This window comes from Terriglobales bacterium, assembly GCA_035487355.1.
In the GTDB taxonomy this organism is placed as follows: Bacteria; Acidobacteriota; Terriglobia; order Terriglobales; family Acidobacteriaceae; genus QIAW01.
Genome location: DATHMF010000073.1, coordinates 101,455 through 117,761, shown reverse-complemented (window position 1 = coordinate 117,761; position 16,307 = coordinate 101,455). Strand labels below are relative to the sequence as shown.

The window sequence follows — 16,307 nt, the reverse complement described above, 5'->3', positions numbered from 1 at the left end:
ACTTACTCTATTTCCTCGCCACTGCTGCCGGTTTCGTCAGCTTATTGGCTCCCGTCTCGGCCACCAGGTTCGTGGCGTGGCGAAGGGACTCGAAGGTCCCGGCATCCGTCCACCAACCCTCCAGAATGCTGTGCGTCAGCGTTCCCTCCCGAAGATACATGTTGTTGATGTCCGTAATCTCCAGCTCACCCCGCTGCGACGGCTTCAGCGTCTTAATCTTCTCGAAGACCGCGTTATCGTACAGATAGATCCCGGTCACGGCATAGTTCGACTTGGGCTGCTTGGGCTTCTCTTCAATGCCGATAATCCGCCCTTCCACGATCTCCGGGCAACCAAAACGCTCCGGATCGTGCACTTCCTTCAAAATAATATGCGCCCCCTTCTCTTGCTGCTGGAAGCACTCGGCGCTCTCCACAAAATTGTTCTCAATAATATTGTCTCCCAGGATCACGCAGATCGAATCCTCTTCGGCAAAGTACTCCGCCAAGCGTAACGCATCGGCAATGCCGCCTTCGCCCTCCTGGTAGGCATAGTTCAGCCGCTGCAATCCGAAATCCTTGCCATTGGCCAGCAGCCGCAGAAAGTCTCCCGCATTGTGCCCGCCAGTCACGATCAGGATCTCCGTGATCCCCACGTTCACCAGCGCCCGAATGGGATAAAACACCATGGGCAAATTGTGCACCGGCAACAGATGCTTGTTCGTCACCCTCGTCAGCGGCATCATCCGCGTTCCCAATCCACCCGCTAGTACTACGCCTTTCATACAGTCCTCTTGAGTTTTGAGTTTATCTTCTCACGTGCCGGCTCTTCTCCACCCCCGGAGATCATGCACGCTTGCTCCGGCTTGCACAAGGTCAGCTTCAGAAACCGTTATCATAGCATTTCAATAATCAGCGGGCGTTTATCCTGAGATGGCCCGAGGCTTGCCGAATAATCCAAAATAGATGCGCAGCAATGCAGACTTCATCTTTGCGTCGCGTGTACAGTGCCAAGCATAGATTTGGGCTTCGGAGGCGCGTAGTTTCTGGATCAGCTCCGTGCTGGTAATCTTGCGCTGGGATTGTACCTGCTTGCGTTTCCCAGGCACGCTCCCCAGCAATTTCACCGCGTCAAATATGCCTCCTATGTAAGAAAGTGCATTTCCGCGACGCAAGATCATCAGAAACCACAAAAATTGATAAACCCAAATCCGTGGCAGTAGCCGAAAGAACACACTCGCGGGATAATTCTTCAGCAGGAGCAGAATTTGGTTGCGTGTCATCCAACGGACGATTCGCGGATGCATGGAATCGCCCAGCGTTGCGCTGCCAATGTGATATGCAACAGCGTTGGGCACATAAGCCCCGCACCAGCCGCCGAGTTGTAGCCGAAAGGCCAGGTCAACGTCATCGAGGTAAGCAAAGAAATCACCATCGAGCCCGCCGGCATGCTCGAACGCGCTGCGACGGTAGAGCGTAGCTGCACCACAGCCCACAAAGGCTTCCGCCGACTGATCAAACTGGCCGCTATCGACATCTTGATGGCCAAGACGATAGGCGCCGCCACCCAGTAAAAGCGCATCCCCGGCGCCGTCGAAGCGGGTTTTCTCCTGCGCATTGAGCAATTTGCCGGTAGAAAATGCCAGTTGGGAATCTGATTTCAGTTTTTCTACGAGCAGCGTCGCAAATTGTGGTTCCAGTTCTACGTCATTGTTCAGCAGCAAAATAAATTCCGGGCCAACATTCTGCAACGCCCGATTAATGGAGTCCGTTGTACCGAGATTCTGCTCTAGGAGAATTTGGCGCACCGGATAGGGAAAATCAACAGGCAGGGTTTCGAGATGAAAGATTGTGTTCTGCTGAGCTTCATTCTCCACGATCACGATTTCCAACCCTGCCGCCTTTTGTAATGCGAGAGAACGCAAGCATCGTTGCGTGAGATCAGGCCGCCGCAGCGCAGGGATAATCACAGTAATGGAAGGCGAAGAAAGTTTTTGCAGTAAAGGTAACTCCATAACCCAGGGCAGCTATTGATACTACACCTCAGGCTTGGGGACAGCTTCAGAAAGAGGGTGAGGGTTCCTGGAATTCCACCGTTCAGTTATTAATGAGTTAAAAATTGAATTCTGGGCGATACCAAAGCGAAGGCTTGCAGAATTTCAGAAGTGAAAGCACCCAGCAATAATCAGTGCCTGGATAGGATTGCTGATGCAGGAAAGGGAGAGCCACCGGGATCGTTTGGTTTAACTGGAATCAGATTGCCGTGTGCATCGGGAAATGGCAAATATTGCGCCGGCTCTTTCGAAGTTGGAATCAAATTGCCGTGTGCATCGGGAAATGGCTGAAATTCAGCAAATTCTGTAGATTGGTTTGAAGGCATCTCGCTGGTCAATGGATTTCCAAAGGTCCCCGGCATGGCGCCAGAAGAAGCTCTTGCACCTCCGAAGGCCCCAAAACTAGGTGCACCTGTTCCAGGTGCAACGCCGACATTGGGGACAGGGCCTTGATTTGACATTGTGTTGTCGCTAGCTGTGGAAACAGGGCTTGTTGAAGCCATGGTGGGAACCGAAGCCATGGTGGCGTTGTTGAAATCTTGCGGAGGCACGTTCGCTGGGGGAGGCAGAGCCACTCGTTGGCCCTGAATGATAAGCCTTCCCGCCAGTGATGCTGACGGCGGACCAGCCGCATAATTCAGCGCAGTTCCTTCCATCAGTTGGTCAACAACTTCGCTCCAAGTTCCACGAAGCGTTGACGAGGCGACATTATAACCGGCGGTTTGTTCAATGCCACTACATTCCGCCTGCGTCTGCTGGCACAGCTCTTTTAAAACAGATTGCAACGAGGAAGATTGGCTTACGACTACTGTTAATTTTGGGAAAACGTAATGAACGCTAATATCGGATGATTTGGCAACTTGTGTCTGCCCCATGAGCATGCTGCAGCTTGCAAAACCACAAAGAAATATCTTCAGAACCACTTTTCGCCATCTCATTAGCGCCATAATATTTTTTTCTCACACCCTTCCGGGTATTGCGCGAGGAAAAGTCAATTCCTCGCGCAATCTCCCAGAAATTTACGGAGACCTTACTAGCCCTTGCTTAGTGGGCGGATTGCCGCACTGGTGAAATCGTGGACGGTACAACAATTGTGGCAGTGCCGTTTATGAAATAGCAGTCAGGCAGTACCGCTCCCGGAGGTCCGTCCGTAGTTGCAAAAGCAGGACCTCCGTGCTGCGCTGGAGCAGCGACGGTAGACGGCGTAAGCTGAAATACTTCGCTGCCGGCGGCCACACTGAACGAGACAACTATGGGGTTAGGGTTCATCAGGGGACTCCCCAACGTATCGATAACTGTCAAGGTGACGGCAACAGGCTGCGAACTTGTGTTCTGGTATGCCCACTGCGTCGAAAAGCCGCTGAAGGTGCTCCAGCGACTGTAGAAAATAGTCGTCTCGGCCACCGTGATAGAAACGTAGCGGCCAGTAGAGGCATTGGAGTTTGTAACCGCCAGATATACGGTTCCTGAAGCAGTTGGGGTAAAGCTGAAACGCTGCGAGTTAGCAGGAAGCGCCGGGTCGTTGTTTTCAGTGTGGTGCACGTTATTGTTAGCAGCGAGGGTATTTGCATTTCCCAAGGCCACAGAGCAGGCGCTGTCTGTAAACGCCGCTGTGGTGAGATCCGGCGTCCCCGACTGCAGGTCGTCGTAATCCTGACGCACTTCGACAGAATACGAGTGGTTCGCAGACACATTGAACTGATAATAGTTAGCACTCGTGGGAGCGACAAAATCAAAGTCCAGGATTCTGCCATCTCCATTGAGCACGGTCGCCTTATTGCATGCGCTACCTGCAAAGGCGAACACCGAGAGCGATACTACAAAAAGAGTAAGTAACAACCCACGTACGTTCATTCTAAGCCTCCGTAAATTTTCGAAATTGGGACAGAATATACTTATTGACATTCTGTGAGGGGAGAGTAGGCTCCCCTTTTATACTCAATTATGAGCCGGATTGTCAAGCAGAATTCTCGATGCCTTTAGTACATGCCCAGTTAGCGCGGTGAGGATCGAACTTGTAGACAGATAGAGTCTGCTAGCAAGATTGCGAATCATAGTGCCCCGTCAATAATTGTATTTGTGAAGAAGTGGTGCTTACCAGGGAGCAGAGGTATTTTACTACATCACTTCCTAACTCTGCATTCGAACGATTGCACGTCCTCCGTTTACAACCTTCCTCTGCACCACGAAGTTGCACGTTTCCAACATTGCCGTAAGGTACCTAAGGTTGGGTGCCCACCATTTGCAGTGGAACGTTCCAGGAAGCGCAGGTGTTCAACTACAGGATTGCTTCCAACTTTACATTCGACGATTGCACGTCCTCCGTTTACAACCTTCCTCTGCACCACGAAGTTGCACGTTTCCAACATGGCCGTAAGACACGCAAGGTTGGGTGCCCACCAGTTGCTCCCGTCTTTGTTAAGCTCGTCTTTGGGATAAAACTGCATGATCGGCATTTCTTTCATTAAGGGGGCAATCTTATCGAGGGCCATCATTTCACCGGTTGACATGTTAAGAAATGCGTTGTCTATGACCTGTGATTCCAGCCACAGGCGATCTCGGCAGACGTTCCAGATCCGGTCCAACGCAAGAAGTGGATTCCGTAAGTGATACAGGACCCCCAGAAACAGCACAATATCGAACTTCCCGTGAGTTGCAGGAGATAAATCATACACGTTAAGAACCTCGTACCGTACGCGGGAGTGCAACAACTCACTTGCGATCGCAAAGCCTGTTATAGTTGGACCAAAGTAGTCTATCGCTAACACTTTTGCTCCACGGCGCTCAAGCTCGAAAGAAAAGAACCCGTCGCGCGCTCCGATGTCGAGGACCCGCATCCCCCTGCAGTCCTGGGGGAGTTGCAGCAATTGCAACGCTTCCGCGCTGGCGTGAGTACCGGGGGTGCTAATTCCTGGTTCGATTTCGATCTGATGATACCAATAGGGAAAGCTATTGATTTTTTGTCTTATAGATTCCTGCTTCGCCGTGGTTGCTTGCTCTTTCATCTTTCAGATTCCTCAAGATATTCGTAATTCTGCTACAAAACACTCTTCCATGAATCTTATTCTAACCAGCGCCCTCTTCCAGACTCATGGCAACTTGCTGAATTTCACATATGAAGTGGCCGCTGAACGAATTGACGCAACGCAGCACTATTGTAAGACCTTAGGATAGGCGGGACTCAATCAGCATTTTAAGAAATACGCGATTTGTTCCGTTTCGGGCCATTCAAAAATGGGCATCGGCTTTATTTCTCAACGCTGCCGATCCTGGATAATTCCACCCCCCCTCGCCAAACTCAATGTTTGAAACAAAGTAACATTTTGTATTGGTTGTACCAATGCGAGGGCAGCCATGACTGGCGATGGGGGATTTCTAAAATTGTTGTGAATCCCATGCGCTGAAGACCCAACGTCAAAAGAGGAAACGAAATGGAGTGGTTATCGAAACAAAGCGGGAAGTCATCCTTATAAAATTTGTTAGCGGTTATGTAGTGGATGATATGGTCAGGCGAATCATTGACCAGCGTGAACAAAAACAAACATTTTTTGGTAATAGACCCCAGGAAATGCAGAAAATAAAGCGGATCACTCAGGTGCAACATGATTGCCGAAGCAATCACAATATCGTGCTGAGCGCAGCCTGGAATTTTATGGGTCCAGGAATCATAACTCTGGTGAATAAATTCCACGGATGTTCCCACTAGCTTGTTGATAAATTGAATCGCCTCTGAAGTGTCCAGGCGATCGTATCCAACTGTTTTACGGTGTCCCTTCAAGGCGAAACGGTGGAGGAAGTAACCCGTATTGCAGGCTATATCAGCAACACTGCTTTCGGTGCCGCAAAGACTCGACATTTGATCAATCCAATCATCGTACATTTGGCGCAATTGTGCGTTTGCCGCAACAAACCTCTCCCAAGTTGATTTAGAAACCAATCGACGATTGGCGAGGTAGCGATTTGGATCCTCCGCTGCATACAAAAAGTCATAGGCTATGCCAGTCTGAATATCATCAGAGAGGATATAAGGTTGATAGTCAAACAAATGGGTTGCTCTCTCGATTTGTTCCGGTGTAAGGCTGTAAACTCGTAAATCCATTGCGCCCCCTTGTCTCGATCTTTTGAAAGTCTGACTGCAAGTCTCCACATATTTCTATTTCACAACGACACTGAGATCTGCCATGAGATTGAACGGTGGATCATCGAACCAGCGCACAAATTCTTGTACGAGGGTCATTCGGAGAATATAAGAACCAGGATGAGCGGGTGTCTGGACATTTACCAAATAAGCGCGTGTATGGCCGGGGCGTAAAGCGGGAAACAGATTCGTGCGCAATCCGTCGTAAACAATAGAATTGGAACCCTGGCTGTTCAGCCAGTGATAGCTGATCCGGACGGGATTTGGCATGAAGCTATTCAGGAGCGCCTTAGTTGAATTTTTAAGCGTTACCTTGACGTGAAAATCGGAATTAGCATGAACCTGCCCAGGAACCTGCTCGGCGGCAAGGCTCAGACCGTTCAACTTGAGATCGTGCAATGGATGGGTTTGTAAAAGTGCGGCAATTTGTTCCGGTTTGACCCTGGATTGCGAGACAACCGCAAACAGATCGGGCGTAGCACGCAATTCCTGTTTCGTGAATTTGCGAAGCAAATTACTTACCGGATCTTCCGGCTTCGCAAACCACAGTAGCACGTGCGCGAAATGGCGGTGCAGGCTTTTCTTCATGATCCGCGGCGACTGCTCATTGATATGCATGAGCTGTTCATACCGGCTCCGCGGCTGCGGAGACAAATATGCTCCCACCGATGCAGCTACTCTTCTTTTGCGCGCGTACTCATACTGGTAATACCAGCGGTTCGGGAAGGTGTGCAGCACAAAAAACCCATCGTGAGCAAGATGCGCGGAAATCCTGGAGTAAAGCTTTTCCAACTCTTCTGGCGAAAGATGCTCAATCAAATCAGAGGCCACTGCCAGATCATATTTGCCTGACAGCTTGACGGTGCACACGTCGCCGCAGATAAACTCTACTTTGCGTTTTAAGTCCTCATCGCCATCGAAACACTTTTCCGCCAGTTTGATTGCATCAGCGGAGTAGTCAATTGCGGTCACCTCAAAGCCTTCTTGAGCGAAATAGTAGGAAAGCTCTCCGCGACCGCATCCCAGGTCGAGGACCCTGCCTCCTCCTTTCAGACCGGCAACCGCCGCTACATCAATAAGACGGACATCTTCTAAATTCTTGCCTTGGTTTTGTCGGTACTGAAGATATCCCCCACAATCATGCAAGTAGTAATCACTTGTATATGTACCCTGCAACGCAAGGCTGTTGGCGCTCTGGGCGTCTTGGTTGCTTTCTTGCCTGGCAAGAGAGGAGTCTCTCACTCGAATGAGCAACTCGCCGGCATACCCAGGAATCACGCCGTAATATTCAATTTGCTCCCGAAACTGGTACAGGAACTCACTGAGGGCTGCAAAGTTCTGCCGGGTCCAGAAATAGCCATCCGCTAGAATGTACCGTCCTTGTTTGGCGGCAAGTTGCATGTCGTGATAGGTGCCATCCCCATCCTGCTGGCCGTCAACATGAATCAGGTCGTAAACATCTCCCGGGAAGCGCTCCATTTGTTGACTGTCTTCAACCAAAAAGTTAGCGCGAAAAGAAGACGTAATCTTTTTGGCCCACTCGATTGCGCCCGAAGTTCCACCAAAAGTATCGATATCCAGGTCAATACCCAGGTACTCTGCGGATGGAAAGCCGTTCAGGAAAGCCGCGGCGGAATATCCGAAACGAACGCCGATTTCAAGAATTGATTTTGGTTTGAGGACTCGGGTAATCGCCCACTTGGTCTTGTAATAGGGCACCCATTCTTCAAACCGGTAAGCCAAAGGATCGGCCGGTTGTGCACTACTCCGAAAGTCATAATCACTCTCGCGAGCTAAACGACAAATGGAATCAAACATTGTTTTTATGGGTCAGCGAGTTGTGACGAGGTTCCCCTCTTTTTCTCTTTGTAAAACTTCAAGCCGCGCCTTCACCTCTTCGCCCAGGATGCGCGGGTGCAGGTTGGCCATGACATCAGCCCGCCCGCGCGCTGCAATTCTAGCGGCTGCTTCAGGGTTTTCAAAAACATAGCGCATTTGTTCCGCTGCGTGATCCAAATCTGGATCTGCCCAAACCCAGCCGGCTTTATACGGACCGTAACTTTGCTCGATTTCCCGTAGTTTGTATCGGACCAGAAAACTGTTCTGTTCGGTCGTGAAGTCCATGTTGCCGGAATATGCAGTGGCGATGACCGGCTTGCCGAGCATCATCGACTCCGAGAGCGTCAGACCAAATCCCTCAGACCTGTGAAGAGAAACATAGCAATTTGCAGCGGAGATCAGGGAATTGATAGCCTCCCGAGGCAGCACTTCATCTAAAAAGCGCACATTGGCGCCGCGGGCTTCAGCCTGCAGAAGCTTGCGGCCGGTAGGATCGAAGTCAGCGCGCGCGGTCTTGATAAGCAACACTACGTCTTTGCGATTACCAAAAGCCTGTTTAAACGCTCGGATCAATCCCACCGGATTTTTGCGTTCCATATAGCTATGGAAGTCGAAGAGAAACAAGAAGACAAATTCATCGGATTTCAGCCCGAATTCGACGCGCCCCCAGGAGGACGAAGGCTTGGTCTCAGGATCAATCGAACAGGGTACACGGTTCACCGGAACGGGAGAAATTGCGCTCAAACAGTCATACATGAACTTGGTCGGGACCCAGAGCTCGTCGATGTAATCAAAACTGCCGTACCACTCCTCCGGGAATTCGGAAAGTTCCCAAAGCCAGTAACCTATGTTGTAGCGCCCGCGAAGGTAATCCTTGTTCTTTTGCGCGAAATACGGTGTCTGATCGGCATTTACGCAGATCAGATTAATGCTGTATGGATTCGTGCTGTGCAGGTTTTTGGGAGGGCTCTCCAGGTTCTTGGAGCCGGTATCTACGAAACTGTTGGCGATGCAAGGTACGCCCACCGACTGTAGAATGCGCACGTTGCTACGGGCAACCTCACCCACTCCTTTTTCCGACGTAACGTAACCTACCACGTTCACCCCAAAGGGCAGTTTCTCGCCGGCTTGCTGCTGTTGCTCATCCGCGTGCTTTTGCAACCCATTGGCATCCGCCGCGGGCGCCTCACTTGTTTCCATGTTCCCCAGCCAGTTGAATGGATTGCCGTAGCGCACGACCTGCTCGCCTAAACCCCAGTAGTATCGTCGGGCAATTTTGGGGATCCGCACGCCATTGTCGAAATACTCGTACGTATATGGCCATTTGGAACTCTGCTTCCAGCCGCTCGCAGCAACTAGGTCACGATATCGCAGGAAAAGCTCTTTGCCATCGCCCAGCCCTGACATCTTATGACGGGTTTGGTGTTTTGAAATCTCTGAAGGTTTGCCTAGATTGAATCCACTGAAGTGAAAGAAGTAACAGGGTTCATCGTTGATGAAAACATCGTCGTTTTTGATTGTGACGCGCCGCTCATGGAGATTCCAATAGGCCACGTTGTAGCCCGGCTCACGCAAAATGGCTACGTCGTCATAGAGTCCGGGAACCAGGTCAATCCACTTTTGGTCGACGAAAAGGCCCCTTTCAGGAAGAGAAACGCAGTTCTGGTAGACCATGCGCTGCCACCAGCCCAGAAATTCTTGGGTCTGATGGTCTTTGTGCAGTCCAATGAAGCCAAGATTAAAACTTCCAGCCACAAGAAGGTGGTACTCATTGGGCCTGGCTTTGTCGGGATAGGGACGCGTGATGTGAGGCGTAAGAACAATCGAAGAGTCGTCCAATACTTTCGAAAGCTCATGCAAGGGGTTGAGAATCAGAATATCAGGATCGAAATACACGAGTTTCCCCAACTCGTGCCGCTTCAAAAGATACTCCAGTAAATAAGGCTTAACCGCAGTACTGGCTTCCATGACATCATACTTGAACAGCAGACCCTCAAGATGAGGAATGGGTAAATGCCTGGCTTCCAAGAGATGGAACGGTTCCAACTCAGGATTAAAGTATCCCTCAACGGGATCCATCAACAGAACAAAAAAAGGGCAGTCAGGATTGTGTCTTTGGAACGATTCCGCCAGAACCCGCGCCATTGCGAGATAGTTCTTGGCGATGATGGTGCACGCGGCCATGTCTGCCTTGATGGGCGGGGGTTCGGGAAGCATTTTCCTGCTGCGAAATTTGTCGTCGAGCGGGGAAGTTACTGAAGTATGGCTTTGCATTAGGTTTGCCTACAGATTGCTACGGGCGCCATCCGACAATTGCGTAATCCTGATATCCAAACAAAAACTGGTTCATGGTAAGAACTGTGTCTCTTATCTTTTGGAGTTCCGGGAATTGATTTGAAACCGGCAGATCTTGCACATATTTGTGTTCTACCGGAGCTGAAGAGCTCAATTCAACATTATTGAAACCCTTGCTTTCCATTGCGAACTGCAGCAGTTCTGGCGGCACGGGGCGAACATGGGTTGGATCAAGGTAGAAGTTACGCACCAGCGCGAAGACGCACTCCGGGTTGATGGTTTCTATAAGGACCGGTGACCCTGATTTGAGCTTGCGATAACACAAATCGAGCAGCCGCAACTGCAATTCCACAGGCAAGTGTTCAATCACCTGGCTGCTAAAGATCCCGCCCAATGAACTATCGGCCCTGGATTCCAGAACTTCGAAGATGTCTCCCTGAATGATTTCTAATCCCTTCTCTTTGCAGAGTAGAACTGCATCATTATTGGTTTCCACACCGGTTCCCGAAACCCCGTGTTCGCGCAACAATTCCAGGAACTCTCCGCGGCCGCAACCGACGTCCATGATCGCAGTACGGCCAAGAAAGTGCTTCAGATAAGCACGTTGCCGGTCTCTAATCAGCGCCTCGCTTCCTCGAAAGCGCTCCTGGAACCAAGCATAGTCAAAACTGAATTTGTGCGGCTTGCCAGTCTGCATCAGTGGCACGGAACCGGTATTTGGATTTTGTTCGACTTTGCCTTCTACGGAAGAATGGCTTGCCAACCGATGCTCGAGCCTTCGCAGTGCTGCCTCTTGATGTTGAAGGGTTTCGTAAATATGAGCTCGACGTATCTCTTGCAGTTCGTCGTCGATCTGGTGTTGCCGCGACGCATACTCTTCAAAGTCGGCAGTCAAACTGTTGAGCTTGACGATATGTTGTTGGTGCATCGCAACAAACCTCTGCAGAGTTCCCAGAACAACCACGTTCAATTCCTGGACGGGTCGGATATACCATACCAGGAAGCGCCTCATTACTTTCTTCACGAGCTGAATGATCTTATTGTGCAACCCTTGCGGACGCGGATTAATGCTTCCGACCAACAAACTGCGAGTAATGCCTTCATTGACCAAACTCTCGAGTTCTTGCAAGCTGAGGTCGGCAGCATCGGAATAGAACATGCCATTGGAGTTGGAGAGCGCCACGGCAGGAATACTCCCGCCTTGCCCGCCCTCTTGGACAACATGTTCTTGCATTTTCCTCAGTATCTCTTGATCCGTCATGTCATTCCCGCCCATATAACGTAAAGTTTCCTTAGCTCAGCCGTCAAGTTGAGTTTGGTGTGGACGCGCTGCCGAATTCGCTTGGTAGGCTGCTTGCCGGCAAGCGCGGCAAAAAGGCGGGATCAGATGGGTTTTTGAAGTTCTTTCTTCCAGTGACTGTACAGATCACGAAGCGTGGTCTCAAGAGTATACAGCGGCTTCCAGCCTGTTGCCTCACGCAGCTTGTGGTGGCTGCCGTAGAGCTGCTCGATCTCATGCTTACGTGCTCGTGCCTGATCGATCTTCACTTTCACTGGAAGCGCTGCAAAAGAACGCAATGTTTCCACAATCTGTGCCGTAGATGTCGCCCGGTTCGAGCAGACATTGTATGCCTCTCCAGCATCGGCTTTGCGCAGGAGCAATTCATAGGCCCGCACTACGTCACGGACATCGGTGAAGTCGCGAACAGCATTCAGGTTACCCACGGTGAGGGTAGGCGGCTTCAATCTGAGATCAATTTCCGCGATCTGGCGGGCGAAATCGGAGCAGACAAATTCGGCCGACTGTCCGGGTCCGGTGTGATTGAAGGGCCGCGCGCGAACGACATGCAATCCATAACTGCAAAAGAATTGATAGCCAAGCAGGTCCGCAGCGGCTTTACTTGCAGAGTAGGGATTTTCGGGAAGAAGAATTTCCGATTCGGTGATAGGCAGACGCTTCGGCGCAACACGGCCATAACACTGCCCTGAACCAACCAAGAGGATTCGCGCTCGAGGCGCGGCGTCGCGAATTGCTTCCAGCAGGTTGAGGGTACCTATGAAATTGTTTTCATAGACAGCCTGGGGGTCTTTTAACGAGTCCTTCACAGACGAGAAGGCAGCCAGGTGATAAACGCGTTCAGGACGCAATTGACGTACGATTCTTAATACGCTCTCGCGTTGGCACAAATCGCAATGTAATAGCTTGAGTTTTGCTGGAAATTGGGTGCTGTTTCTGACGAGATATGTGCCAAAGATTTCGTGTTTCCGGCCCATCAGAAGACGCGTCAAATGCTGTCCAACAAATCCGGTGGCGCCCGTTATCAAAACTCGCATCAGAGGCCTGCCACGACACTAGCGTATAGGGGCATTCCTCTTTGGATCCGGTAAACGTCATGGTCAACCATCATAGCAATGAGTTCAGCAAATGACACTTTAGGCTTCCATCCCAGTTTTTGAGTGGCTTTGGTTGTATCTGCCAATAGGTGGTCAACTTCCGCGGGGCGCAACAAGGATTCATCAATTCTCACAAATTCTCGCCACTCTAGCCCGACGCTCTTGAACGCGATTTCCAAAAGCTCGGCTACCGAATGGGAAACCCCTGTTCCGATGACATAATCATCGGGTTGCTCCTGTTGCAACATCTGCCACATCGCTTGCACGAAATCCCCGGCAAACCCCCAGTCTCTGCGCGCCTCGAGATTACCCATGCGGAGTTCTCGTTCGCGTCCCAATTTGATTTTGGCCACTCCTTGCGTAATCTTGCGACTCACAAATTCAATACCACGCCGGGGAGACTCATGATTGAATAAAATTCCGGAACAGGCGAACAGATTGTAGCTTTCGCGGTAATTTACGGTAATGTAATGCCCATACACCTTCGCCACCCCGTAAGGACTTCTAGGGTGGAAGGGAGTGGCTTCGCGCTGAGGGGTCTCGATCGCCTTGCCGAACATTTCACTGCTCGACGCCTGATAGAAACGTACATCCAAATCCACTGTTCGAACGGCCTCCAGCAAACGGGTTACGCCTAAAGCCGTAAATTCGCCGGTCAAAACCGGTTGATGCCATGAAGTGGGAACAAACGATTGTGCTGCCAGGTTATAGACTTCCTGGGCCTTGGCTTGACGCAGCGCATTGATAAGCGAGCTCTGATCCAGCAGGTCTGCCTGCAGAAAAGAAATCTTATCGACAAGGTGCGCGATGCGATCGTAGTTTTCAACACTACTGCGTCGAATCAGTCCGAAGACGGTGTATCCACGTTCCAGCAGGAATTCAGCAAGATACGATCCATCCTGACCCGTGATTCCCGTAATCAATGCCCGCAAGCCCATCCACGCCTCCAGAAACTTTTTTTCGAGATCAGCATTAAGAGTACCAACTCTTGCGAAGAACTTCTTTTGTGTATCAGTCTAACTTAATCTATGTAGCCCAGCGGCTTGTGCTTCAACAATTTCGCAGCATGCCACGTATACCGTGCTGGTATTTCCAGGGAAATGTGCGGGTTTCTCAGTCATTCCCAGCCGTACTGGTGGGGCCGGAAGGCACAGGCAGACAATATTCCGCCGGGGCATGATTGTTCATGCGGGAATAGTATTCCTGAATCACTTGTTCTGCTGGCCCATCTGCAACAACCCGGCCTGCTTCCATCAACAAGACACGATTGCACATGCGTGCCACAGTTTCCAGCTCATGGCTTACTAGCACAATGGTTTTGTTGCGCCGGTGAAAACCCGCGATGGATTCATCGCACTTGGCATGAAACTCAGCATCGCCCACCGAAAGAATTTCATCCACAAGGAGGATGTCCGGATCTACCTGGATGGCGATCGAAAAGGCGAGGCGCATGTACATCCCCGAAGAATATTGCTTGACGGGTGAATTGATAAAATCGCCCAGTTCAGAGTACTCAATAATATTTTGCTCGTACTCGCGGATTTTCTTTCGCGTCAGGCCCAGCAGCAAGCCGTTCAGGACGATGTTTTCGCGGCCCGTCAAATCAGGGTGAAACCCGGCACCCAGTTCGATCAGTGGGGCAATCGAACCATCCACTCGAGCAATGCCCGACGTCGGCTTGAGGACGCCAGCGATGATTTTTAAGAGCGTGCTTTTGCCGCAGCCATTCCGCCCGATGATCCCCAGGATCTCACCGTCGCTCACGTCCAGCGAAACGTGGCTGGCAGCCTCCAATTGCATGACTTGGGAACGTTTGCGAAAGATCTTGGCAAAGGCTTCGCGCAATGAATCGGGGCGCTCGTGAATGAGCCGGTAGCGCAGAACAACGTCATCAAGATGAATACGGTTTTTCACAAATGGCAAAATTTAAACATAAAGCGCAAAGGTGTGTTCCAGTCGCCGAAAAAAACTATACCCCAAAAACAGGGTAATTGCCCCAATTCCGATCGAAGCCGCTACCGACTGCAGCGTGGGCAACTGTCCATAGTAAATCGCCAGGCGGAATCCATTCAGAATGTAGAGCATTGGATTTAAGCGGAAAAACATGCGGTATTGCTGCGGCAGAAGCTCCAGAGAAAACATGATGGGAGAGAAATAAAACCAGCCTTGAAGAATGATCTGCACGATATGGGTCACGTCACGAAAGTATACGTTCACGGCTGAAAGAAAAAACCCGCATCCCAGAACAAACATCAAAAGCCCCATGATTGGGATAGGCAGATAAACCCACGTCCAATGCAGCGGGAAGCGCAATGCCACCAAAATAAGCGCCAGCGGAAGCAAAGAAAGCAAAAAGTTAATTGTATTGGAGAGGATGACCGCCACCGGAAATACTGACTTCGCCACTCTGACTTTTTTCAACAATTCGCCATTGGATACCAGGCATTCTACCGAATAAGTGAGTGCCTGCGCGAAAAAGATCCAGGGCAGCAGCATGCTGATGAGGAAAACGGCGTAATGTTCGACGCGGGAGCCAACAAGAGAAGAAAAAACCACCGTTAGAATAATCATCATGAACAAGGGGTGCAATAAAGCCCACAAAAAACCCAGCACCGAGCGCTTGTAACGTACGTGCAGCTCCTTGAGCGCCAAGGCCCAAATAAGTTCTCGGTTCTGATAAGTTTCGCGTATGAGTTGCAACATCTTAAGAGATTGTGGGTGACGTGTTCCGAACGGAGATTATAAGCTATTTGGTCTCGGAGTGAGCCACTTGCCACCGATAACCAGTCATGAAACATCCACCGTGGAAGAGTGGATACAAAATATTAATATTCAAAAAGATACTGCAAGAAATCCGGGTTCCTATATTTGAACTAGATTTGCTGACTTGGAACGGAGTTTTTGCAGCAACAAGACCAGAGCAAGTATAATTGACCCGTTTCGCACTCAGTGACAATGATTGTTCTGTCTTCGCGCTAACAAAACAAATAAATAAGTGAAGCGGCGACTCGTTCTTTTGGCAGGTTCGACAAAGACTAGATCGGGTTTCGAGATCACTTGATTTGAGTTTGAACTTAGGCACCCTTCAGAATGCGACTTCAAGCAAAATTTATTTTGCCTTTCCTGTCTACGGTTGGACTGATCGTTCTTTTTTTCCTGGGACGGCCAATTTGGATGGCGTTACCGCAGCCTCGAACTGCACGTGCCAGCACAAACCAACAACCTCTAAAATTACAGGTTCCGAAAGACCAGCTTGTCATTGGATCGATTGACACCCACGATGAACATTTGCAGATTCATTCCCGATCAGATTCTCTTTTGGAAGTCACGGGATGGATTACCAGCACAAAGCCCGATGATCCCATTAAGAGAGTCGAACTGCTGCTCAATGGCCGGACTGTGGCGACGGTTCAGGCATTTTTCCCCCGGCCCGATGTTGCCGCCGCTTTCGACCGCCCTGATTTCAACATGACCGGCTGGAGGGAAATGATTTCCCTGGACGGAGTCAAGCCAGAGACGTATGAACTTGGTGTAAAGGGCACGACTACCAGCGGCAAAGAGGGGAACTTGAAGCCACTTCAGCTATTTGTCTCGGAGTAAATCATTTGC

At 50.4% G+C, this 16,307-nt stretch carries 14 protein-coding genes; 1 reads left to right on the top strand and 13 read right to left on the bottom strand.

Going from position 1 to position 16,307, the window contains the following annotated elements:
* Window positions 1-7: 7 nt before the first annotated feature.
* From VK738_13570 to VK738_13510, 13 genes are all read right to left on the bottom strand, one after another.
* Window positions 8-763: a sugar phosphate nucleotidyltransferase gene (locus tag VK738_13570; protein ID HTD23681.1), complete on the bottom strand. Its 756-nt coding sequence runs from the start codon at window positions 761-763 to the stop codon at window positions 8-10.
* Between the two features lie 138 nt (window positions 764-901).
* Window positions 902-1,993 (bottom strand): glycosyltransferase family 2 protein, encoded by a 1,092-nt coding sequence (locus tag VK738_13565; protein HTD23680.1) that lies wholly within the window; start codon window positions 1,991-1,993, stop codon window positions 902-904.
* A 170-nt stretch (window positions 1,994-2,163) separates the two neighbouring features.
* Window positions 2,164-2,907 (bottom strand): hypothetical protein, encoded by a 744-nt coding sequence (locus VK738_13560; GenBank protein HTD23679.1) that lies wholly within the window; start codon window positions 2,905-2,907, stop codon window positions 2,164-2,166.
* Between the two features lie 169 nt (window positions 2,908-3,076).
* Window positions 3,077-3,886, bottom strand: coding sequence for a hypothetical protein (locus VK738_13555; protein ID HTD23678.1), 810 nt, complete (start codon window positions 3,884-3,886; stop codon window positions 3,077-3,079).
* A 311-nt stretch (window positions 3,887-4,197) separates the two neighbouring features.
* Window positions 4,198-5,037 carry a methyltransferase domain-containing protein gene (locus tag VK738_13550; protein HTD23677.1) on the bottom strand — a complete coding sequence of 280 codons (840 nt, stop codon included), beginning with the start codon at window positions 5,035-5,037 and terminating at the stop codon, window positions 4,198-4,200.
* A 293-nt stretch (window positions 5,038-5,330) separates the two neighbouring features.
* A complete protein-coding gene (locus VK738_13545; protein HTD23676.1) occupies window positions 5,331-6,131 on the bottom strand; it encodes a class I SAM-dependent methyltransferase in 801 nt (266 codons plus the stop codon).
* Window positions 6,132-6,185: 54 nt separating this feature from the next.
* Entirely contained in the window at window positions 6,186-7,889 is a 1,704-nt protein-coding gene (locus VK738_13540) for a methyltransferase domain-containing protein (GenBank protein ID HTD23675.1), read from the bottom strand.
* A 111-nt stretch (window positions 7,890-8,000) separates the two neighbouring features.
* The gene (locus VK738_13535) at window positions 8,001-10,226 is read right to left on the bottom strand and encodes a glycosyltransferase (GenBank protein HTD23674.1); all 2,226 of its coding nucleotides are present in this window, start codon (window positions 10,224-10,226) and stop codon (window positions 8,001-8,003) included.
* Between the two features lie 76 nt (window positions 10,227-10,302).
* Complete coding sequence (locus VK738_13530) at window positions 10,303-11,538, bottom strand: class I SAM-dependent methyltransferase (GenBank protein HTD23673.1); 1,236 nt, start codon at window positions 11,536-11,538, stop codon at window positions 10,303-10,305.
* A gap of 149 nt (window positions 11,539-11,687) precedes the next feature.
* Window positions 11,688-12,638: a GDP-mannose 4,6-dehydratase gene (locus VK738_13525; GenBank protein ID HTD23672.1), complete on the bottom strand. Its 951-nt coding sequence runs from the start codon at window positions 12,636-12,638 to the stop codon at window positions 11,688-11,690.
* Window positions 12,638-13,636 (bottom strand): GDP-mannose 4,6-dehydratase, encoded by a 999-nt coding sequence (gmd, locus tag VK738_13520; protein ID HTD23671.1) that lies wholly within the window; start codon window positions 13,634-13,636, stop codon window positions 12,638-12,640. The genes VK738_13525 and gmd overlap by 1 nt, the downstream gene beginning before the upstream one ends.
* A gap of 175 nt (window positions 13,637-13,811) precedes the next feature.
* A complete protein-coding gene (locus VK738_13515; protein HTD23670.1) occupies window positions 13,812-14,612 on the bottom strand; it encodes an ABC transporter ATP-binding protein in 801 nt (266 codons plus the stop codon).
* Window positions 14,613-14,624: 12 nt separating this feature from the next.
* Window positions 14,625-15,401 carry an ABC transporter permease gene (locus tag VK738_13510; protein ID HTD23669.1) on the bottom strand — a complete coding sequence of 259 codons (777 nt, stop codon included), beginning with the start codon at window positions 15,399-15,401 and terminating at the stop codon, window positions 14,625-14,627.
* A 411-nt stretch (window positions 15,402-15,812) separates the two neighbouring features.
* Here VK738_13510 and VK738_13505 point away from each other — a divergent pair, with 411 nt between their 5' ends.
* A complete protein-coding gene (locus VK738_13505; protein HTD23668.1) occupies window positions 15,813-16,298 on the top strand; it encodes a hypothetical protein in 486 nt (161 codons plus the stop codon).
* Window positions 16,299-16,307: the final 9 nt, after the last annotated feature.